This window comes from Pseudomonas sp. AC083 (genome assembly GCF_979253165.1).
On sequence record NZ_CEEDDH010000003.1, the window covers coordinates 132,361 to 149,601 of the forward strand.

16 protein-coding genes are annotated in these 17,241 nt (G+C 60.2%); all 16 read right to left on the bottom strand.

The annotated features are described in order from the left end of the window. Positions 1 to 30: 30 nt before the first annotated feature. The 16 genes from AC0IXA_RS06715 to rfbF all read right to left on the bottom strand — a co-directional run bounded on the left by AC0IXA_RS06715 (position 31) and on the right by rfbF (position 16,941). On the bottom strand, positions 31 to 297 hold the full coding sequence (locus tag AC0IXA_RS06715; RefSeq protein ID WP_341638780.1) for a hypothetical protein: 267 nt from the start codon (positions 295 to 297) through the stop codon (positions 31 to 33). Further along, a complete protein-coding gene (locus tag AC0IXA_RS06720) occupies positions 294 to 1,583 on the bottom strand; it encodes a motility associated factor glycosyltransferase family protein (RefSeq protein WP_471812276.1) in 1,290 nt (429 codons plus the stop codon). Before AC0IXA_RS06720 ends, AC0IXA_RS06715 begins: the two co-directional genes overlap by 4 nt. 86 nt (positions 1,584 to 1,669) lie before the next feature. Beyond that, positions 1,670 to 2,596, bottom strand: coding sequence for a ketoacyl-ACP synthase III (locus AC0IXA_RS06725; RefSeq protein ID WP_016771093.1), 927 nt, complete (start codon positions 2,594 to 2,596; stop codon positions 1,670 to 1,672). 227 nt (positions 2,597 to 2,823) lie between these two features. Further along, on the bottom strand, positions 2,824 to 3,876 hold the full coding sequence (gene pseI, locus AC0IXA_RS06730) for a pseudaminic acid synthase (RefSeq protein ID WP_471812278.1): 1,053 nt from the start codon (positions 3,874 to 3,876) through the stop codon (positions 2,824 to 2,826). Then, entirely contained in the window at positions 3,869 to 5,374 is a 1,506-nt protein-coding gene (pseG, locus tag AC0IXA_RS06735) for a UDP-2,4-diacetamido-2,4,6-trideoxy-beta-L-altropyranose hydrolase (RefSeq protein ID WP_471812280.1), read from the bottom strand. Before pseG ends, pseI begins: the two co-directional genes overlap by 8 nt. Continuing rightward, complete coding sequence (gene pseF / locus AC0IXA_RS06740; protein WP_122611587.1) at positions 5,371 to 6,066, bottom strand: pseudaminic acid cytidylyltransferase; 696 nt, start codon at positions 6,064 to 6,066, stop codon at positions 5,371 to 5,373. Before pseF ends, pseG begins: the two co-directional genes overlap by 4 nt. Further along, a complete protein-coding gene (locus tag AC0IXA_RS06745) occupies positions 6,063 to 6,683 on the bottom strand; it encodes a pseudaminic acid biosynthesis-associated methylase (RefSeq protein WP_122611588.1) in 621 nt (206 codons plus the stop codon). The genes pseF and AC0IXA_RS06745 overlap by 4 nt, the downstream gene beginning before the upstream one ends. Positions 6,684 to 6,710: 27 nt before the next feature. Further along, positions 6,711 to 7,871, bottom strand: a complete 1,161-nt coding sequence (gene pseC / locus AC0IXA_RS06750) for a UDP-4-amino-4,6-dideoxy-N-acetyl-beta-L-altrosamine transaminase (RefSeq protein ID WP_471812283.1) — start codon at positions 7,869 to 7,871, stop codon at positions 6,711 to 6,713. Further along, positions 7,868 to 8,869 carry a UDP-N-acetylglucosamine 4,6-dehydratase (inverting) gene (gene pseB, locus AC0IXA_RS06755; RefSeq protein WP_122880884.1) on the bottom strand — a complete coding sequence of 334 codons (1,002 nt, stop codon included), beginning with the start codon at positions 8,867 to 8,869 and terminating at the stop codon, positions 7,868 to 7,870. The genes pseC and pseB overlap by 4 nt, the downstream gene beginning before the upstream one ends. 23 nt (positions 8,870 to 8,892) lie before the next feature. Next, complete coding sequence (locus tag AC0IXA_RS06760; RefSeq protein ID WP_471812286.1) at positions 8,893 to 11,808, bottom strand: glycosyltransferase family 2 protein; 2,916 nt, start codon at positions 11,806 to 11,808, stop codon at positions 8,893 to 8,895. A 54-nt stretch (positions 11,809 to 11,862) separates the two neighbouring features. Further along, complete coding sequence (locus AC0IXA_RS06765) at positions 11,863 to 12,600, bottom strand: cephalosporin hydroxylase family protein (RefSeq protein WP_039761138.1); 738 nt, start codon at positions 12,598 to 12,600, stop codon at positions 11,863 to 11,865. Positions 12,601 to 12,617: 17 nt separating this feature from the next. Beyond that, positions 12,618 to 13,688, bottom strand: a complete 1,071-nt coding sequence (locus tag AC0IXA_RS06770) for a class I SAM-dependent methyltransferase (RefSeq protein WP_471812288.1) — start codon at positions 13,686 to 13,688, stop codon at positions 12,618 to 12,620. Then, entirely contained in the window at positions 13,678 to 14,550 is an 873-nt protein-coding gene (locus AC0IXA_RS06775; RefSeq protein ID WP_341638772.1) for an NAD-dependent epimerase/dehydratase family protein, read from the bottom strand. Before AC0IXA_RS06775 ends, AC0IXA_RS06770 begins: the two co-directional genes overlap by 11 nt. Next, a complete protein-coding gene (rfbC, locus tag AC0IXA_RS06780) occupies positions 14,547 to 15,107 on the bottom strand; it encodes a dTDP-4-dehydrorhamnose 3,5-epimerase (protein WP_125917829.1) in 561 nt (186 codons plus the stop codon). The genes AC0IXA_RS06775 and rfbC overlap by 4 nt, the downstream gene beginning before the upstream one ends. Beyond that, the gene (gene rfbG, locus AC0IXA_RS06785; protein ID WP_471812291.1) at positions 15,104 to 16,186 is read right to left on the bottom strand and encodes a CDP-glucose 4,6-dehydratase; all 1,083 of its coding nucleotides are present in this window, start codon (positions 16,184 to 16,186) and stop codon (positions 15,104 to 15,106) included. Before rfbG ends, rfbC begins: the two co-directional genes overlap by 4 nt. After that, complete coding sequence (rfbF, locus tag AC0IXA_RS06790) at positions 16,168 to 16,941, bottom strand: glucose-1-phosphate cytidylyltransferase (RefSeq protein ID WP_039761130.1); 774 nt, start codon at positions 16,939 to 16,941, stop codon at positions 16,168 to 16,170. Before rfbF ends, rfbG begins: the two co-directional genes overlap by 19 nt. Positions 16,942 to 17,241: the final 300 nt, after the last annotated feature.

Below are 17,241 nucleotides of genomic sequence, written 5' to 3' on the forward strand. Positions count from 1 at the left end.
CAAAGCCGCGGGCCAGCGCTGCGCAGCGGTTCAGCGCCTGGCACTTTCCAGCAATTCGACCAGTTCGTATTCCATATAGTCAGCCAGGCCCAACCAGTCCTGGCGCTCCTGACAGTCGAGCATTTGCGTGAGCACCTGTGCCCACGCCTGCTGGATATCCACTGAGGCAGACGCCAGACATTGCTGGGCCTGTTCGAATATATCGACCATCGTCAGTGCCGCCTCAACGTCACGCCCAAGGCGAAACAACGCGGCACACTGACGACACTGATCCTGACACTGACTCAGCGCACTCATTGCACGAGCTCCGGATTGAAAGCGGTCCCGGCAATCAATGCACCGGCGCGGCTGCTGTTGAGAAATTCGACCTGCGGATGCGCGGCGATATACCGCTCAAGCACACACAGATAACCGCGAAAATTCAGCTGAGTGCTGACGCGCTGACCGTGGCCATCGCGCACCCAGTGCCGCGCCTGATTCACCGGTGGTCCGAGATCGCCGTCATTCCAACCGGCGTGAGTCTTGTTCATCGGGAAAGCGAAGTCAGCGCCAAACAGGGTGATTCGCTCGGAGCCCATCTTCACCGCGAGATCCACCGCCGGATGGATCACGCTGCCGCCGACGTGCAGCTCGCCGCGTGGATACTGTTCTTTCAGCTCGGCATAGATCGGGCTGGCCGAATAGCCGCCATAGCGCTTGCCCTTCCATGCCTTCAATACCTGCGGGTCGCTCATCGGCAGGTACACCAGGGTAATGCCGTCAGACGTCTCGAAGGGCAGATGCCGAAAGCCGATGCGCTGATCGATGCTCACCACCAGATCAGGCACGATGCCGTGCTCACGTAGCGGCCGATAAGCGGTATCAACACAGATGAACAACGGCCGCTCGGCACGCTGACGAATCGCCGCCAGACGTTCGAAATGCTGCTCCAGTGTCGGCCCGGTGGCGATCACGTAGATTTCATGTCCAGCGCAACTGCTGAACAGCTGCGCGACATCGTCATCGCCAAGCAGCACCGGCAGACATTCCTGCAAGCGTTGCTGGATTTCTGGCGACTGCGGATCGAAATCGCGATTGTTGAATGTCAGGTGCACTTCATTGGTCAGCCGGTCGCGGATCTTCGCGTTGAAGTCATCGGCCAATATCATCTCGGCGGGCAAGGCAAAGAATGGCGTGAAGAAGTCCGGGTGATCACCGGCGTAAAACAGTTCGACCCGAGGATCCTCCATCCATTGGCGCTGATCGAGCAGTTGCAGTACCAGCGCGAACAGCGCGCCGTTGAGGATGTGCACGTACAGACGCTCGAGCCCCGTACGTTCAAGAAGCACGCCGGGCAAATCGCCGAGGCCAGTGCCATAAACGTGAAGTTGCGGTTTTTCCGGCAGGCTCGCCGCCTGGATCTGCGCCTCATGCAGGCGATCATGGCGACTGGTGAGCTGAATGCCGTCAACGCTCAGCGTCGAGCCCAGCCCTTGCACGAGTTCGGCCTGTACGGACGCGCTGTCTTCCGCCATGAATCGCTCGAACAGCGCCGGCCAGCGCCGCTGCAACACCTCGGCATTGGCTTGGAAAAACTCGCTCATGGCGCCTCGCGCTCCTTCTCGGGCAAAAAAATAGCGTTCAAGGTTAACCTTGAACGCTATTTTTGTATCAGTTGTTTTTCTGCAGTTTATGGACGATAGATGATCGCCGAGCCCCACGACAGACCGACACCAAAACCGCTCAGCGCAACGCGCTGCCAGTCGGAATCAAGCACGTGTTTTTCCAGCAGCAGCGGAATGCTCGACGACACGGTGTTACCGGTCTCGACCATGTCCTTGATGAACTTCTCCGGCTCGCCTTCGAAGCGTCGCGCCACGGCGTCGACAATCGCCGCGCTGCCCTGGTGAATGCAGAATGCGTCGATGTCATCGGCCTTGAGATTGGAATCGTCGAGCAACTCGTGCAAGTGCGCCGGGACTTTCAGCAGAGCGAAGTTGAAGACCTGACGACCGTTCATGAAGAACACGCCGTTGCTGACTTTCAAGTGCGGTGCGCCGGAACCGTCGGTGCCGAACTTGGCCTTGCCCAGCGCCCAGGTCGGGTTTTCGCCCATCCACGTAGCGGTGGCGGCATCGCCAAACAGCATGGTGGTGTTGCGGTCTTCCGGGTCAACGATTTTCGAATACGGGTCAGCGGTGATCAGCAGGCCGTTCTTCAGGCCGGCGGCTTCCATGAAGCCCTTGATCGCGTAGATGCCGTAGACGTAACCGGAGCAGCCCAAAGAGATATCGAACGCTGCGACATTGGTCGGCAGGCCGAGTTTGTCCTGGACGATTGCTGCTGTGTGCGGCAGGCCTTCTTCGTCACCGTTCTGAGTGACGACAATCAAGGCGTCGATCGATTCACGCTTCAGTTCAGGATTGCTGGCAAACAGCGCATTGGCCGCTTCCACGCACAGGTCGGAAGTTTCCTGCTCAGCGTCTTTGCGCGGCAGGAACGCCGAACCGATCTTGCCAAGGATGAACTCTTCATCCTTTTCGAATTTTGCACCTTGTGCGTAATTGTCCACGCCGGCTACAGGAACGTAGCTCGCAATGCTTTTTATGCCAATCATTACGGCTTCCCAATAAAAAACAGCCCAAAACCACCGCTCGCAAGGATTCGAGGGGCGCCGACAAACAGAAAACGGCCGCCACAATGGGCAGCCACGGGAAGCGCAAAGGGCTATCACTGGAACCGCAAAACGGGCCAGGCGCCATCTCCCCGGTCAATACAATACAGTGAAGATGCGCGTTATGACTCGCAGGTCACGCTATTTTGCCGAATCGATGGCAGATTGGCCTATTCGACCAGCGACCAGTCCAGCGGCGTACCGCGCTTGATCGCGGTGCGCGCACGGCGTCCGAGGACGGCTTCGGTGTGCTTGGGCGGCAGACCGAGACCGGGGCGAATGGCGCGCAGATTGTCCCCGGTAAAGGCTTCACCGGCGGCCATGTCAGCGGTGACATACAGCGAGCGGCGATAGACCAGTGACTTGCACTCGGCCGCGGTCGGACCGTACTGAACACGCCCCATCGCCTGCCATGCACGCTCGGTTTCGACGACCAGACTGGCCAGCTCCGCAGGCTGCAGAGAGAAACTCGCGTCCACGCCACCGGCGGAACGATCAAGGGTGAAGTGTTTCTCCACCACCGTCGCTCCCAGCGCCACCGCCGCCACCGACACGCCAACGCCCATCGAGTGGTCCGACAGTCCGACCTCGCATCCAAACAACTCACGCAGATGCGGGATCGTGCGCACGTTGCTGTTGAGGGGCGTGGCCGGATAGGTGCTGGTGCACTTGAGCAACACCAGATGCTTGCACCCGGCCTCGCGTGCGGCACGCACGGTTTCATCCAGCTCAGCAATACTCGCCATGCCGGTGGAGATGATCAGTGGTTTGCCGGTCGCTGCCACTCGCCGGATCAACGGCAGACCGGTGTTTTCAAAACTGGCAATCTTGTACGCCGGCACTTCAAGGCTTTCGAGAAAATCCACCGCGCTGTCATCGAACGGCGTCGAGAACGCGAGCATTCCCAACTCCTTGGCCCGAGCAAAAATTGGCGCGTGCCACTCCCACGGTGTGTGAGCTTTTTCGTAGAGATCGTAGAGCGACGTGCCGGCCCACAGACTGCCCGGATCCTTGATGAAGAACTCGCCTTCAGCCAAATCCAGGGTCATGGTTTCGGCGGTGTAGGTTTGCAACTTCAAGGCATGCGCTCCAGCCTTCGCCGCCGCCTCGACGATTTGCAGAGCGACGTCGAGAGACTGGTTATGGTTGCCGCTCATTTCGGCAATGATGAACGGCGGCGCATCGGCACCGATGGTGTGCTGGCCAATCTTGAAACTAGACATGCGGGTGATCCTTCAAAACACGGCTGAACGCGCAGGTCTCTTGAGTGAACCCGGCGTCGCGAAAGACTTTCAATGAAGACTGATTGGCGGGCATGACCCGGGCAGTGATGCGTGTCAATTGCGGCCAGTGCGCAGCGACAAATGCTTCGCCACGGCTGAGCACTGCCCTGCCCCAACCGAGGCCGAAACGCCCTTCCAGCAGATAGATCGACACTTCGGCATCGAACCCGCGCAAGTCGTAGCGCAGCACCCCGACCGGGCCGTCATCCGCCTCGGCAATCAGCAGCAGCCGCTGCGGATTGCGCAGACTCGCCGTCAGCCAGTTGAGATGTTGCGCCCAATCGATGACGCCGATTTCCAGCGACCAGCGCCGTACCGCTTCGGCATTGCGTCCATCGAACAGCAACTGCGCATCGTCCAGCGTCGCCGGGCGCAGTTTCAGCACCGCACCGGCCAGCGCCGCCGCGACGCGTGCGGCACCGCGCCCGTCGACCAGTTGCCGCGAGCGCTCGGCAAGGCTGCGGCGTAGAAAATGATTGTTCACGACGAAGCCGACCGCATCACGCAACTGCTCGACGCTGACCTGCTCGCGGGCGCCCATGAACACATGCGCACCGGCAGCGGCCATGACTTCGCCGTTGGCCTGCTGATTATTCGCCACGGCGATGCAGATGGTCGGCAAACCCAGCGCCGCACGCTCCCAACTGGTGCCACCGCCGGCGCCAATAAACAGATCCGCTTCAGTCATGCGCTGATGGAAATCGCTGACGAAACTGTGCAGGCGCCAGTTTGGTCGCTTCTCGGCCAACGCTTGCATCTGCGTCCACGCCGGGTTGTCGGCACCAGCGACGAAATCCACCTGCAACTCAGTGAAATCAGCCAGCGCCAGCATCGCGTGGTGAGTCTGCCTCGCCGCGTCGAAACCGCCGAAATTCACCAGCACCCGGCGCGCCTGCGGTTTGATCTCGATGGCATCGCAGTTGAATTCTTCGCGCAGCATGGCGTAGCGCGGGCCGAGCAAGGTGCGACAGCCTGGCGGCAGCAGCGGCGCGTAGTTTTCGCTAAGACCGGACAGGTTCTGATTGAGCAGCAGATCGACGCTGTAGCGCCGCGTGGCCAGATCATCCACGGCGGCGATTCGGTGCGACCAGCGCCGGGCAGCGGTTTGCCAGTGATGATCGAGTCCGTAATGGTCGACGATGATCCAGTCGAACGGTGCCTTCCCGTCCAGCAGCAGGCCCAGTGCATCAATGTCGAACTGCCACGGCAACAGCGATTCGATGGCCTGCAGCGGGTCTTCATCACGATAGCGCTCGGGCAGCGCGAAGGTCTCGAAGCCGTCGGCATTCAGGGCATCCAGTCGATGCCCGGGCAAACGCCGACAGGCAAATGCGACATGACTGCCCTGCCCGCGCAGCATCCGCGCCAGGGTCAGGCAGCGGGCAATGTGGCCGCTGCCAATGGTCGGCGAAGCGTCGGCGCGGATCAGCACCCTCATCGCAGCTCTCCGCCGGCCTTGAGCGCCGCGTAAAGGTATTCGGCGCGCTGCCAGTCTTCGGGGGTGTCGATATCCTGGACCAGATATCGCGGCAGAATCACCGGCAGGCTGGCTGGCGAATACAGCACATCACCGCGCAACCACGCCGCGCTGCGGCCCCAGTAAAACTGCCCGGCATCCTGAAACGCCTCGGGCAAGTCCTGCGAACGAGTATTGCGAAACTCGGGATACAACGCCGTCAAGGCGCCGTCCCCGTCGACTGTCAGTGCACGCTGTACCGGAAACGCGAAATCGCAAACCGAGAATGCAAATGATCGATGCGGATGCTGCTCCAGCAACTCCAAACCCTGACGCAGATAACGTGCCTGCAACAGCGGCGCAGTGGCGTAAATGCAGCAAGCGAAATCGAAGGACGGCAACTGCTGCAGTGCGTGCACGATGACCGCCGCAGTGCCGGTGAAATCATCGGCAAGTTCCGCCGGGCGCATGAACGGTACCTGCGCACCGTGCGCCCTCGCGATGTCGGCAATTTCGGCATCGTCGGTGCTGACCACGACCTGCTCGAACAAACCTGATTCCAGCGCTGTGCGGATCGAGCGGACAATCATCGGCACGCCCACGAACGGCAAGAGATTCTTGCGCGGGATACGCTTGCTGCCGCCACGGGCAGGGATGATTGCGACGTTGCTCAAGGGCGTTTTTCCAACAGGAACCAGGTGATGTCATCGGCCGGAAATTGCCGATCACGGTGATAGACGAAGCCATAGTCGAGCAGTTGCAAATCGGCATAGCGATCAAGCATTTCCCCGGCAAAATCGCGCTTGAACAGCTTGCCGCTGTTACCGCGGTAAGCGATTTCCATCGGTGCCGGATTGTAGTACTCGGCGATCAGGATGTAGCGCTGGCTCAGCTCGTACATCTGCGCATAGGCGCGCGGCAACAGCTCGGGAGCCAGATGGATCAGCACGCCTTTGCTCAGTGTCAGATCGTAGCGGCGCTCGACAGGAAAATCGAACAACGAGCCGTGCCAGATTTGCGCGATGTCCAGCGCCTGCGCCTGCGCGCACGCGCTTTCGTTGATCTCGACACCGAACAGTTCGCAACGCGGCAATAACTGACGCAATGCCTGCAAATTGTTGCCGGCGTTGGTACCCAGCTCCAGCAGACTGTCGACGCGACCCGCGCGGCTCAGCGCTTTGGCGAAAAAACCTAGATTGCCCGCCACCAGCGCTTGGCCGACATTGCGCTCAACGTAATGGTTGCCGAACTCACCCTGCCAGAATCTTTCCTGCTCGCTCAGATCGCGCATACACAGTCTCGTCTACCGCCGCAGCGGTCATCGTTCGGTCAGTCGGCGCAGTTGCTCGACTACATGATCCTGCTGCTCATCAGTCAGCAAGGGGAACAGCGGCAGGCTGATCGCCTCGGCGTAATAGCGCTCGGCCTCGGGGAAATCACCCTCGGCAAACCCCAGATCCCGATAGTAAGGCTGCAAATGCACGGGAATGTAGTGCAGATTCACGCCGATACCGGCTGCGCGCAAACCTTCAAACACCTGACGATGACTGAGGCTGATGCGCTCGGTCTGCAAGCGAATCACATACAAGTGCCAGGCCGACTCCGCCTCTTCCTGCGGGCTCGGCAACGTCACCGGCAAATACGCCAGCAAGCGATCATAGCGCGCCGCCAATTCCCGGCGACGCGCGACAAACTCATCCAGCTTGCGCAATTGCGACAGACCCAGCGCTGCCTGCAGATCGGTGATCCGGTAGTTGAAACCCAGCTCGATCTGCTGGTAATACCACGGTCCGTGGCTGGGCTCGGTCATGTGCTCGGCTTCGCGGGTCATGCCATGGCTGCGCAGGCGTCGCAGACGTTCGGCCAGCACCGGGCGATTGGTCAGGACCATGCCGCCTTCGGCGCTGGTGATGATTTTCACCGGGTGAAAACTGAACACCGTCATTGCCGCAAATTCGCCGCAACCGACCGGGCGGCCGGCGTAGCTCGCGCCCACTGCGTGGGAGGCGTCTTCGATCACGGTGAAATGGTAGCGCTCCGCCAGTTCGGCGATGCGCCGCATATCGCAGCTCTGCCCGGAGAACGCGACGGCGACGAGGACTTTCGGCAGCGTGCCGTCGCGCTCGGCCTGTTCCAGCTTGGCTTCAAGGGCAAAGGCATCGAGGTTCCAGGTCAGCGGATCGATGTCGACGAAATCAACCTCTGCGCCGCAGTAGCGCCCGCAATTGGCCGAAGCCAGAAACGTATTCGGCGAGGTCCACAAGCGATCGCCCGGCCCCAGGTCAGCGGCCAGACAAGCAATGTGCAGCGCCGCCGTGGCATTGCACACCGCCACGCCGAAATCGGCCTGACAGCGCTCGGCCATGGCCTGCTCGAAGCGTTCAATGGTCGGCCCCTGGGTCAGCCAGTCCGATTGCAGGACTTCGACTACCGCGTCGATGTCCGCCTGATCAAGGCTCTGCCGACCGTAGGGAATCATACCGACAGCTTCGCGTGCAGATCGGCGATCTGCCCAACCGAAAGGAAATGCGGGTTGGTGTCCGAGCGATACTCGAAATCCTCGTCCACGGCACGGCCACGTTCACCGAGTTTATCGACGGCGAAATCGACGTCGACGCTGGTAAAACGAATCGACGGCTGAATCGTGTAGTGATCCTCGAACTCCAGAGTCATGCGCGCATCGTCCAGCGGCACCATCAGCTCATGCAGCTTCTCGCCGGGACGAATGCCGACGTTCTTGTGCGGCAGATGTTCAGCCATGCCGCGCGCCAGATCGACGATGCGGATCGACGGGATCTTCGGCACGAACACTTCACCGCCGTGCATGCGCGCGAAGCTGTCGAGGACGAACTGCACGCCGTGGTCGAGGGTGATCCAGAACCGCGTCATGCGCTCGTCGGTGATCGGCAATTCTTGCGCGCCGTCAGCAATCAGCTTGCTGAAAAACGGCACTACAGAGCCGCGCGAACCGGCGACGTTGCCGTAGCGCACCACGGCGAAACGGGTCTGCTGCTCGCCGGCAATGTTGTTGGCGGCGACGAACAATTTGTCCGAGAGCAACTTGGTCGCGCCGTACAGATTGATCGGGCTGGCCGCCTTGTCGGTGGACAGCGCGACGACTTTTTTCACGCCGTTATCGATCGCAGCGGCGATGATGTTTTCCGCGCCGTTGACGTTGGTGCGGATGCATTCGGTCGGGTTGTATTCCGCCGCCGGTACCTGTTTGAGCGCGGCGGCATGCACGACGTAATCGATGCCGCGCATCGCCTGACGCAAGCGCTCGGCGTCACGCACGTCACCGATGAAATAACGCATGCACGGTGCATTGAACGTCTGCTGCATTTCGTATTGCTTGAGCTCGTCGCGGGAGAACACCACCACGCGCTTGGGCTGGTATTGCTCCAGCAAGCGGCGAATGAAGTTGCGACCGAACGAGCCGGTGCCGCCAGAGATGAAAATCGATTGTCCGTTGAACATGTTGTGGTTCCTGTCCGGCCTGCTCAGGCGAGCAATTGCGCCCAATTGATCGAGGCGTTTTCGCCCAGAGTGAAACCTTTACCACTCAAGGCCAGGTTGGCGTTGTACGCCGGATCCTGGGCAAAGGCGTCGGGCCATTTTTCACGCAATGCCGCCAATGCCGCTGGCGCCTGTGGCAGCTCGCCGGTGTGCAGCACCTGCACCAGTGGCGTCCAGACGGTGAGGTAACCGGCCTGACCGGCCTTCAGGCACAGATCGACATCGGCATAGCCGTCAGCGAAGGTCGCTTCGTCGAGGCCGCCAAGGGCATTGAACAGCTCTTTGCCAACCATCAGGCATACCCTGGAGACGGCCGAATAATTCTGCTCGACAACCAGCCGCTGCATGTAGCCCTCGGCCTTGTGTTTCTCGCCGATGAAAGGCGAACCCACGCCTTCGTTCAGACCAAGAATCAGACCGGCATTGGCGACTTTGCCATCGCGATCGACGAGTTTGACGCCGACAATGCCGACTTCAGGACGCTGGGCATGGTTGAGCAGCGAATCGATCCAGTTCGGGTTGACCACTTCGCTGTCCGCGGCCAGCAGCACCAGGTATTCACCTTGCGCCTGCTCACTGGCGGCGTTGAACAAGGCGACTTCGCTCAGCGGCTGGTCGGCACGCAACACGTTGACCTTGGCGTGGCGCAGCGTTCCCAGCCAATCGTTGACCGCTGCCGACTGCTTGCCGTTGGCTGCCAGCAGCACTTCGTAGCGGCTGTAACGGGTTTTGAGCAGCACGCCCTCCAGGCAGCGGCGCAGTGCCGGCAAATCATCGATGACCGGCACAATGATCGAAACCAGTGGCTGCTCAGTGTGGCGATAATCGATCTGCCAAGTGCCCGGCGCCGCCGAAGTGACTTTGGCCTTGTAGCCGCGATTGCCCAAGTGACGCAGCAACGCCTGACGCTCGTGGGCGTTTTCTTCCAGAGGCGCCTGCTCGGTGATCAGCAGCGGCTCGTCGAGATGCGCGAGACCGTCGAGTCCGCCCTGTTCGATGATGCGCAGCAACAGGTCGAATTCCAGCGCCTTGCTGAAGTCGGCCTGATAACCGCCGGCGTCAAGCAGCACCTGGCGACGGATCAACCAATGCCGCGCCATCAGCGACGGCACGCTTTGCAGCAGATCCAGGTTGAAACCGGGGCGGAATACGGCGACCAGTGCGCCGTTTTCCTTGCGCTGGATCTCATCGGTGGCGACCGCACGCACACTCTCGGCACCCATCAGTTCAAGGCTGGCGCGCAACAGGCCGCTAGCGGTGAACTCATCACCGGCCTGAGCCAACATCAACCAGTCGCTTGGCGACTGCTGAGCGCTCTGGTTAAGTTTGTCGACGAGATTGCCGGGCGTGACACGGACAAAGTGCAGGGTGTTCTGCGCAGTGGTCGCTGCCGGCGCTTCACCAGTGGTGAACACGACAATCCTGAACGCTTTGCAGTGCCCCTCGACCAGGCTGTCGAGCGACACCTGCAACTTGTCGATGTCGTTGTCCAGATCAAGCAGGAAGATACCGAACTGCTGACCACCACCTTCGGCAGCCACGTGTTGGCTGATCGACTCGAGCTGCTCGATGGCAGGCGCACGTGCAGCCAGCCAATTCAACAAACGTCCCGATTGCATCTTGTCGAACGTGACCTGATGATCGTCGACCGTCAGCGCCTCGAGGCGGGCGACCCATTCATGCATGGTTTGCGCCGCCGTCTCGTCACCGAGCACTTGCAGCTGCGCGGCCAGACGCTTGGTAACCACCTGGTTGAACGCATTCAGATCATGCGCCTGCCACAACCGGTCGACCACGCTCTCCGGCGTATCGTTATTGCGCGCCTGGAGCAGATGCGCCTGACGCGTCCATGTGCCTTCCAGCCCCTCCAACTGGAGGCGACCCGCCGGCAGGGTGTGCATCATGAATTCAAACTGTTCCAGAAGATCGAAAAACGCCTGGTTGTAGAACGGCATCTCAACGTACTGCAGTGGGCCGAAGCGCCGATCAGGCCGCCGCAATTGCTGATTCCAGGTCGACTCGAAAATCAACTCGGCAGTCAGCGCCCGGCGGACCGCCAGGCTCTCGGCCATCGCCGCAAAGCTCTCCAGAACAAATGCCTTGGCCTGCCCTGCATCGAGGTTCTGGATACCGGTCGGCAGCGAGACGAGGAATTCGGCAAACGCCTCTCGTTCGGCGACCGACTTGCCATCAACATAGGTCAGCGAGTGATACACGTCGGTATTGTGTTCGGAAACGCCGTAGTTGATCTCGCGTACCACATAGGGAATCGGCAGGATCCGTGCCTTGGCGCTCGCCAGCAGGAAATACACGTGCCCGATTTCCTGCCATTGGAAATTGGTCCCCGGCGGCAATGACGAGTGCCAGATTTTCATCAGGTCGGTACGGGTCACCGCGTAGAACGGCGGGATGTACTGACTCATGTAGTCAATGACGCGATCCTGCGCCCGCTCGGACGAATAGTCTTCCTGAACCTTCTTGTCGCGGCGGTAGTAGTTCACGCCATCGGCCTTCGCCAAGTACATCAGGCAATAGCCGTGGCACATGCCATAGTCACGATTGGCCTGAAGAAAGCCGACAGACTCGCAGAGCGAATCGAACACGATGAAATCGTCATCCGCCGCCAGCACCATGTATGGCGTGCTCAGTTGCTCGACGCCATAGGCCAGTTTGGCCTGCATCCCCCAGTAGGCAAATTGCGGTACATGATGATAATCGACGGCGGAGAAATCGCCTTCCGGACGTTCCGGCGTGGAATCCAGCACCATGATTCGGCAGGGCAAGCTGCTGTAATACTTCACCGCACGGCGCAGGAACGCCGGCCGGTTGTGAGTAATCAGCACCACCGTCAACAACTCGTTGAGCGGTAGCGTCAGTTCAGAACTGTACTTGCCTTGCATAACTTCTCTCCACAACCGGCGACTCGCCGAAACAACGCTGGGTAATGTTGCGAATTAACGAACGCGGCGCAGATAACCGTCCGGCGCCACGGTGATCAGCAGTTTGTTCTGCATCTGCCGATCGATCTCGAAATCCTTGTTCTCTTCCAGGTATTTCCACACGGCGGTTTTCGGGTTATCGCCATGACCCCACGGGCGATCCGGAAAAAAGTCCGCCGGCATGTCTTCAACCACGGTGTCCATCACCACGCAGTAGCTGCCCACCGAAACCAGCGGCGCGTACAAGCGCAGCTCCTCGAGTACGTGGTCGTGGGTATGGTTGGAATCGAGGACCAGAATCACTTTCTTGCCCTCGGCAATCGCGCGGACTTTCTGCGCGGTCGCCTCATCGATACTCGAACCTTCGATCATCTGGATGCGCTTGGCCATCGGGTGGCTTTCGATGGCCTCACGGTTGTGCGGGCGAATATCGAGGTCGATACCCAGCACTTCGCCGTGGCCTTGCAGCTCCAACAGCGAGGCGTAATAGATGATCGAACCGCCGTGAGCGATGCCGCATTCGATCACCAGGTCCGGTTTGACCTGCCAGATGATCTCTTGCATGGCCATCATGTCTTGCGGCAACTGGATGATCGGACGGCCCATCCACGAGAAGTGGTAGCTGTATTTATGGCGGGCCGATTCGTTGAAGAAATCCCGGGCCAGTGCTACCACTTTCTGGTCATCACCCTGGCGCGCGATCTCTTGTTGGCATTCGGCTTCGAAGGCTTTGTGGATGTTGTTTTCGGTCATCTTAATAATCTCAAGGGTCACTGAAACGAAGCGCTGTCGACGGCGTGATAGACGTAGCGTGCGCCAGTCATCCGCTTGATTTCTTCGAGGTAGTTGGAATTCATCACAAACAGGTGGGCGCCTGCAGGCAGCGCATCCATGGCCTCTTGCGGCGAGGACACCCGCACGCCACTGAGGGGCAGGTAACGGCCCTGCTTGGCCGGGTTGATGTCGACGACGCGATCTACCGCCACACCGGCGCGCTGCAAGGCCAATGAATAAATCACGCCCTTGGACGAAGCGCCCCAAATGGCCGAGCCCTGTGCCGGCGCGGATTGAATGATCTGCACGGCGCGATCAAGACTGGCGGTGAAGGTGGTCGACAGCGTCAGCAACGACGGCGTCTCGACCGGCGCCCGTTGCAGCGTCGAGAGATCGGCAACGATGTACAGATATTGGCCACCGAACAGATGCCCGGCCTCGAGCACGGTGCCGAACATTGCGCGCAAGTCGGCGAGACGGAAGTAATTGACGTGCTCATAGAACACGTCGAACCAGGCATTGTGCTCGACGATCCAGTCAAAGCACGGCACTTCGATATAAATCTGCCCGCCCTGATTGGCTGCAGCCATTTGCGCGAGAAATGCCAACGGATCGCTGATGTGTTCCAGCACATGACGCAACACAATCGCATCCGCCGCCAACCCCAGCTCGCGGGTGAACGGTGCCTTGATCACGTCAGGATTGCCACCTTCATAAGAAGGATCGATCCCGGTAACGGCGTAACCCTTCCCCCGCAGCATCTCAAGGAAATAACCCTTGCCGCAGCCGACCTCAATCAGGGTCTGGCCCTTGAAGTGCCGGGCGAGGATCGCTTCGACGGCATTGAGGTGCGCCTGAAACTGCACCGAGTGCGCCTGTTCGTTCTGATAGTCGGCGTCATAGCTCAGCTTGTCGGCATCGAAGGCCTGGTTGAAGATCAATCCGCTTTGGCTGTCCTGTACCAGAACAATGTCTGCCGCCCCTGAGGCCCGCGCCTCTTCGGCGCTGGCAAACGTGCGGTTCTGCAATACCGGCAGTCCGGTCGCGCGATAAAGCTCATGCAGCATGTTCTTGCCCCTTCAGTTGCGAGATTCGCTGAGCATCACCCCAGAACGCCATGGGCTCATGGGCGGAATAACCGTAATGGCCCAGATTCAACTTGATCGTCGACTGGCGTTCGCGGACACGCTGTTCAACCAGCGCGCGTACGGAAATCGGCTGGCCGCTGCAGCAGTTGGTGACGCCGTCGACATCAGGCCGGCCGATCAGCGAAGCCAATTGCGTGGCCGCCTCGGTAATCTGCAGATAATCACGCAGCTGGTCGCCCATCGACATATTGAACTGCGCCTCACCACCATCGATGGCGCGGTCGAGGCTGGCCAGCAGGCTGTTGCTGTTCTGCCCTTCGCCATAAAGGTAAAACAACCGCGCCCATTGCAGGGTGAACGACTGCTCGCGCTGCAATGCTTCAAGGAACAGGCGCAAGGTGTGCTTGGCCAGACCGTAAGGCGTGCAAGGCTGGGGCAAGACCGACTCGGCCAACCGGCCGCTTTGCAAGCCGTATTCAAAGCAAGTCCCGGTGATCAGCACATGGCTCACCCCTGCCACGACCGCACGCTTGAGAAACGCGTAATCCGCCGGCAGGTTGCGTTCAAAATGAAACAGCGCCTGATAGTTAGGCAAGCCGCTCCAGGCCAGATGCGCGACGACATCCATGCCATCAACCAAGCGCTCGACATCAAGGTCTGGCGCATGCAGATCGGCGGCGACAAATTCCACCTGCGCGAACCACGGCAAACTGCGAGCCGAGTCGAGGGTGCGCGCAACCGCACGCACTTTGAAGCCTTTGGAAAGCAAAGCGCTGACCAAGTGGCGACCGACGAAGCCGGTGGCGCCAGTGACCAGCACAGTGGAGGTGGTCGCCGTCAAAGCTCGACTCCCTGAAACTGTTTGTCGAGCAGCGGATGCCTGGAATCCTTGGCTGACAAATTCTTGACGGGCAGCGGCCATGAGATCGCGAGTGCCGGATCAAGGGCCGACAACCCCGCTTCATGCTCCGGTGCGTAATCGGCATCGGTGAGGTACAGCACTTCCGATTCATCGGTCAGTGACTGGAAGCCGTGGGCAAAACCGGCAGGAATCAAAAAACTGAGGCCATCATCGGCGCGCAGTTCTTGCGCATGCCACTGCAAATACGTTGGCGATTGCGGCCGCAGGTCGACCGCCACATCCCAGACCGCGCCGCGCACACAAGTGATCAGCTTGGATTCGGCATAGCCGGCTTTCTGAAAATGCAGACCGCGTACGCTACCTTGGCCGACCGTGCGCGAATGATTGATCTGGCGGATCGCAAAAGGACGCCCCTGGACGGTCAGACGACTCTGGCAGAACAGCCGGGCGAACCGCCCGCGCTCATCGCAGAAGACTTTCTGCTGAATGAGGTACAGGCCCTCCAATGGCGTTTTCTGCAAGGTGTAATCGCTCATGAACGCTCTCTGTACAGATTCAATTGGTTCAAGGTAACGGCGCGCATGTCCTCGCCGTGTTGCCACGCCAGATGCCAGCCAAGGGTGTGCGTCAGGCATTGTTCCAGCGTCCAACGCGGCTTCCATCCAAGCACCTGCCGCGCGCGGCTGCTGTCCAGACGCAGCAGACCGGCTTCGTGCAGCTCACTCGGTTCGATACGCAGACCGCGGGCCTGCGGCCAACGGTTGGCGAGCAGTTCAACCACTTCACCGACGCTGCACATGTCGGCCTCCCCGGGACCGAAGTTCCACGCACCGGCGTATTCCGGGCCGTATTCGTACAGCGCGGCAGCCAGTTGCAGATATCCGGCCAGCGGCTCCAGCGCGTGCTGCCACGGGCGCACCGCTTGCGGGTAACGCAGGGTCACTGGCTTGTCGGCGGTCCAGGCTTTCAGTACGTCGGGAATCAGTCGCTCCGGCGCAAAATCACCACCGCCCAGCACGTTGCCGGCGCGTGCGGTCGCCAGGGCCAGACCGTGTTCGGCATGTTTGTCCGCCGGGAAGAACGACGCTGCATAGGACTGCGCGAGCAATTCGCAGCAGGCCTTGCTGCTGCTGTAAGGATCGTGGCCACCGAGGGCTTCGTCTTCGCGGTACGGCCACAGCCACTCCTTGTTGGCGTAGACCTTGTCGGTGGTGACCAGCACACAGGCGCGCACGCCGCCGACCTGACGAATCGCTTCGAGCAGGTTCAGCGTACCCATGACATTGCTTGAATAGGTGCCGAGCGGATCGCGATAGCCCTCGCGCACCAGAGGCTGGGCCGCCAGATGCAGGACTATTTCCGGCTCGGTCTCGGCGATGATTTCCAGCAAGGCGCCGAGGTCACGCAGATCGCCGCGTTGATCATTGATGCCTTCGTGCACGCGCGCCAGTTCGAACAGGCTCGGCTCGGTCGACGGATCCAGAGAAAAACCGCTGACTTGCGCGCCAAGGCTTTGCAGCCACAGGGTCAGCCAACTGCCTTTGAATCCAGTGTGTCCGGTGACCAGGACGCGTTTGCCACGCCAGAAATCCGCACTCAGGCCCATTGCTTCCATGGGGCCTCCCCGCTCTGCCACAGCGCTTCGAGATGGTTCTTGTCACGCAGGGTGTCCATCGGCTGCCAGAAGCCCGAATGTTCGTAGGCATGCAGCTGTTCCAACTCAGCCAGTTGCATCAACGGCTCGGCTTCCCAGCTGGTCGCATCGCCGGCGATGTAAGGCAGCACCTGCGGTGACAGGACGAAAAAACCGCCATTGATCCAGCCGCCGTCACCTCGCGGTTTCTCGGTGAAACCCATGACTTGGTGACCTGTGCGTTGCAACGCACCGTAACGGCCAGGAGGCTGCACGGCCGTAACGGTCGCGAGCTTGCCGTGCGCTTCATGAAAACGGATCAGAGCGCCGATATCGATATCCGAGACGCCGTCGCCGTAGGTAAAACAAAAGGCTTTCTCGTCCTTGAGATAAGGCGCAGTGCGCAAGAGCCGGCCACCGGTCATGGTTTCTTCGCCGGTGTCGACCAGCGTGACGCTCCACGGCTCGCTGTAATTCTGGTGCACCTCCATGCGGTTCTCGCGCATGTTGAAGGTGACGTCGGAGGTGTGCAGGAAATAGTTGGCGAAGAAGTCCTTGATCGCATAGCCCTTGTAGCCCAGGCAGATGACGAAGTCGTGGATTCCATGGGCGGAATACTGCTTCATGATGTGCCAGAGAATTGGCTTGCCGCCGATCTCGATCATCGGCTTGGGCTTGAGGTGCGACTCTTCACTGATCCGCGTGCCGAGGCCACCCGCCAAAATTACTGCCTTCATCGTCTCCCCTCTTGTTCTTCACCGGGCTGCGCATGGCTTTGTTGAGCGTTGCGGGCCTTGCGGCGACACCTTTTGCCGTTCCGGGCGCAAGTGCAATGACCGCAAGCGCTCGTTTTATGGCGATTTGAGGGGGACTTGCAGGAAACGCGCCAGCTCAGAGTCGAGGCGGTGGGGAACGGGCTGAGGATTTTGATTGGGGGCCTATCCGTTATTGCGGGTGCTGCCGCTGGCGGTTTCACTCTTACAGCAACAGCAACACCCGCAGAAACGGATATTCACCCAACCCCCGAGAGCCTGGTC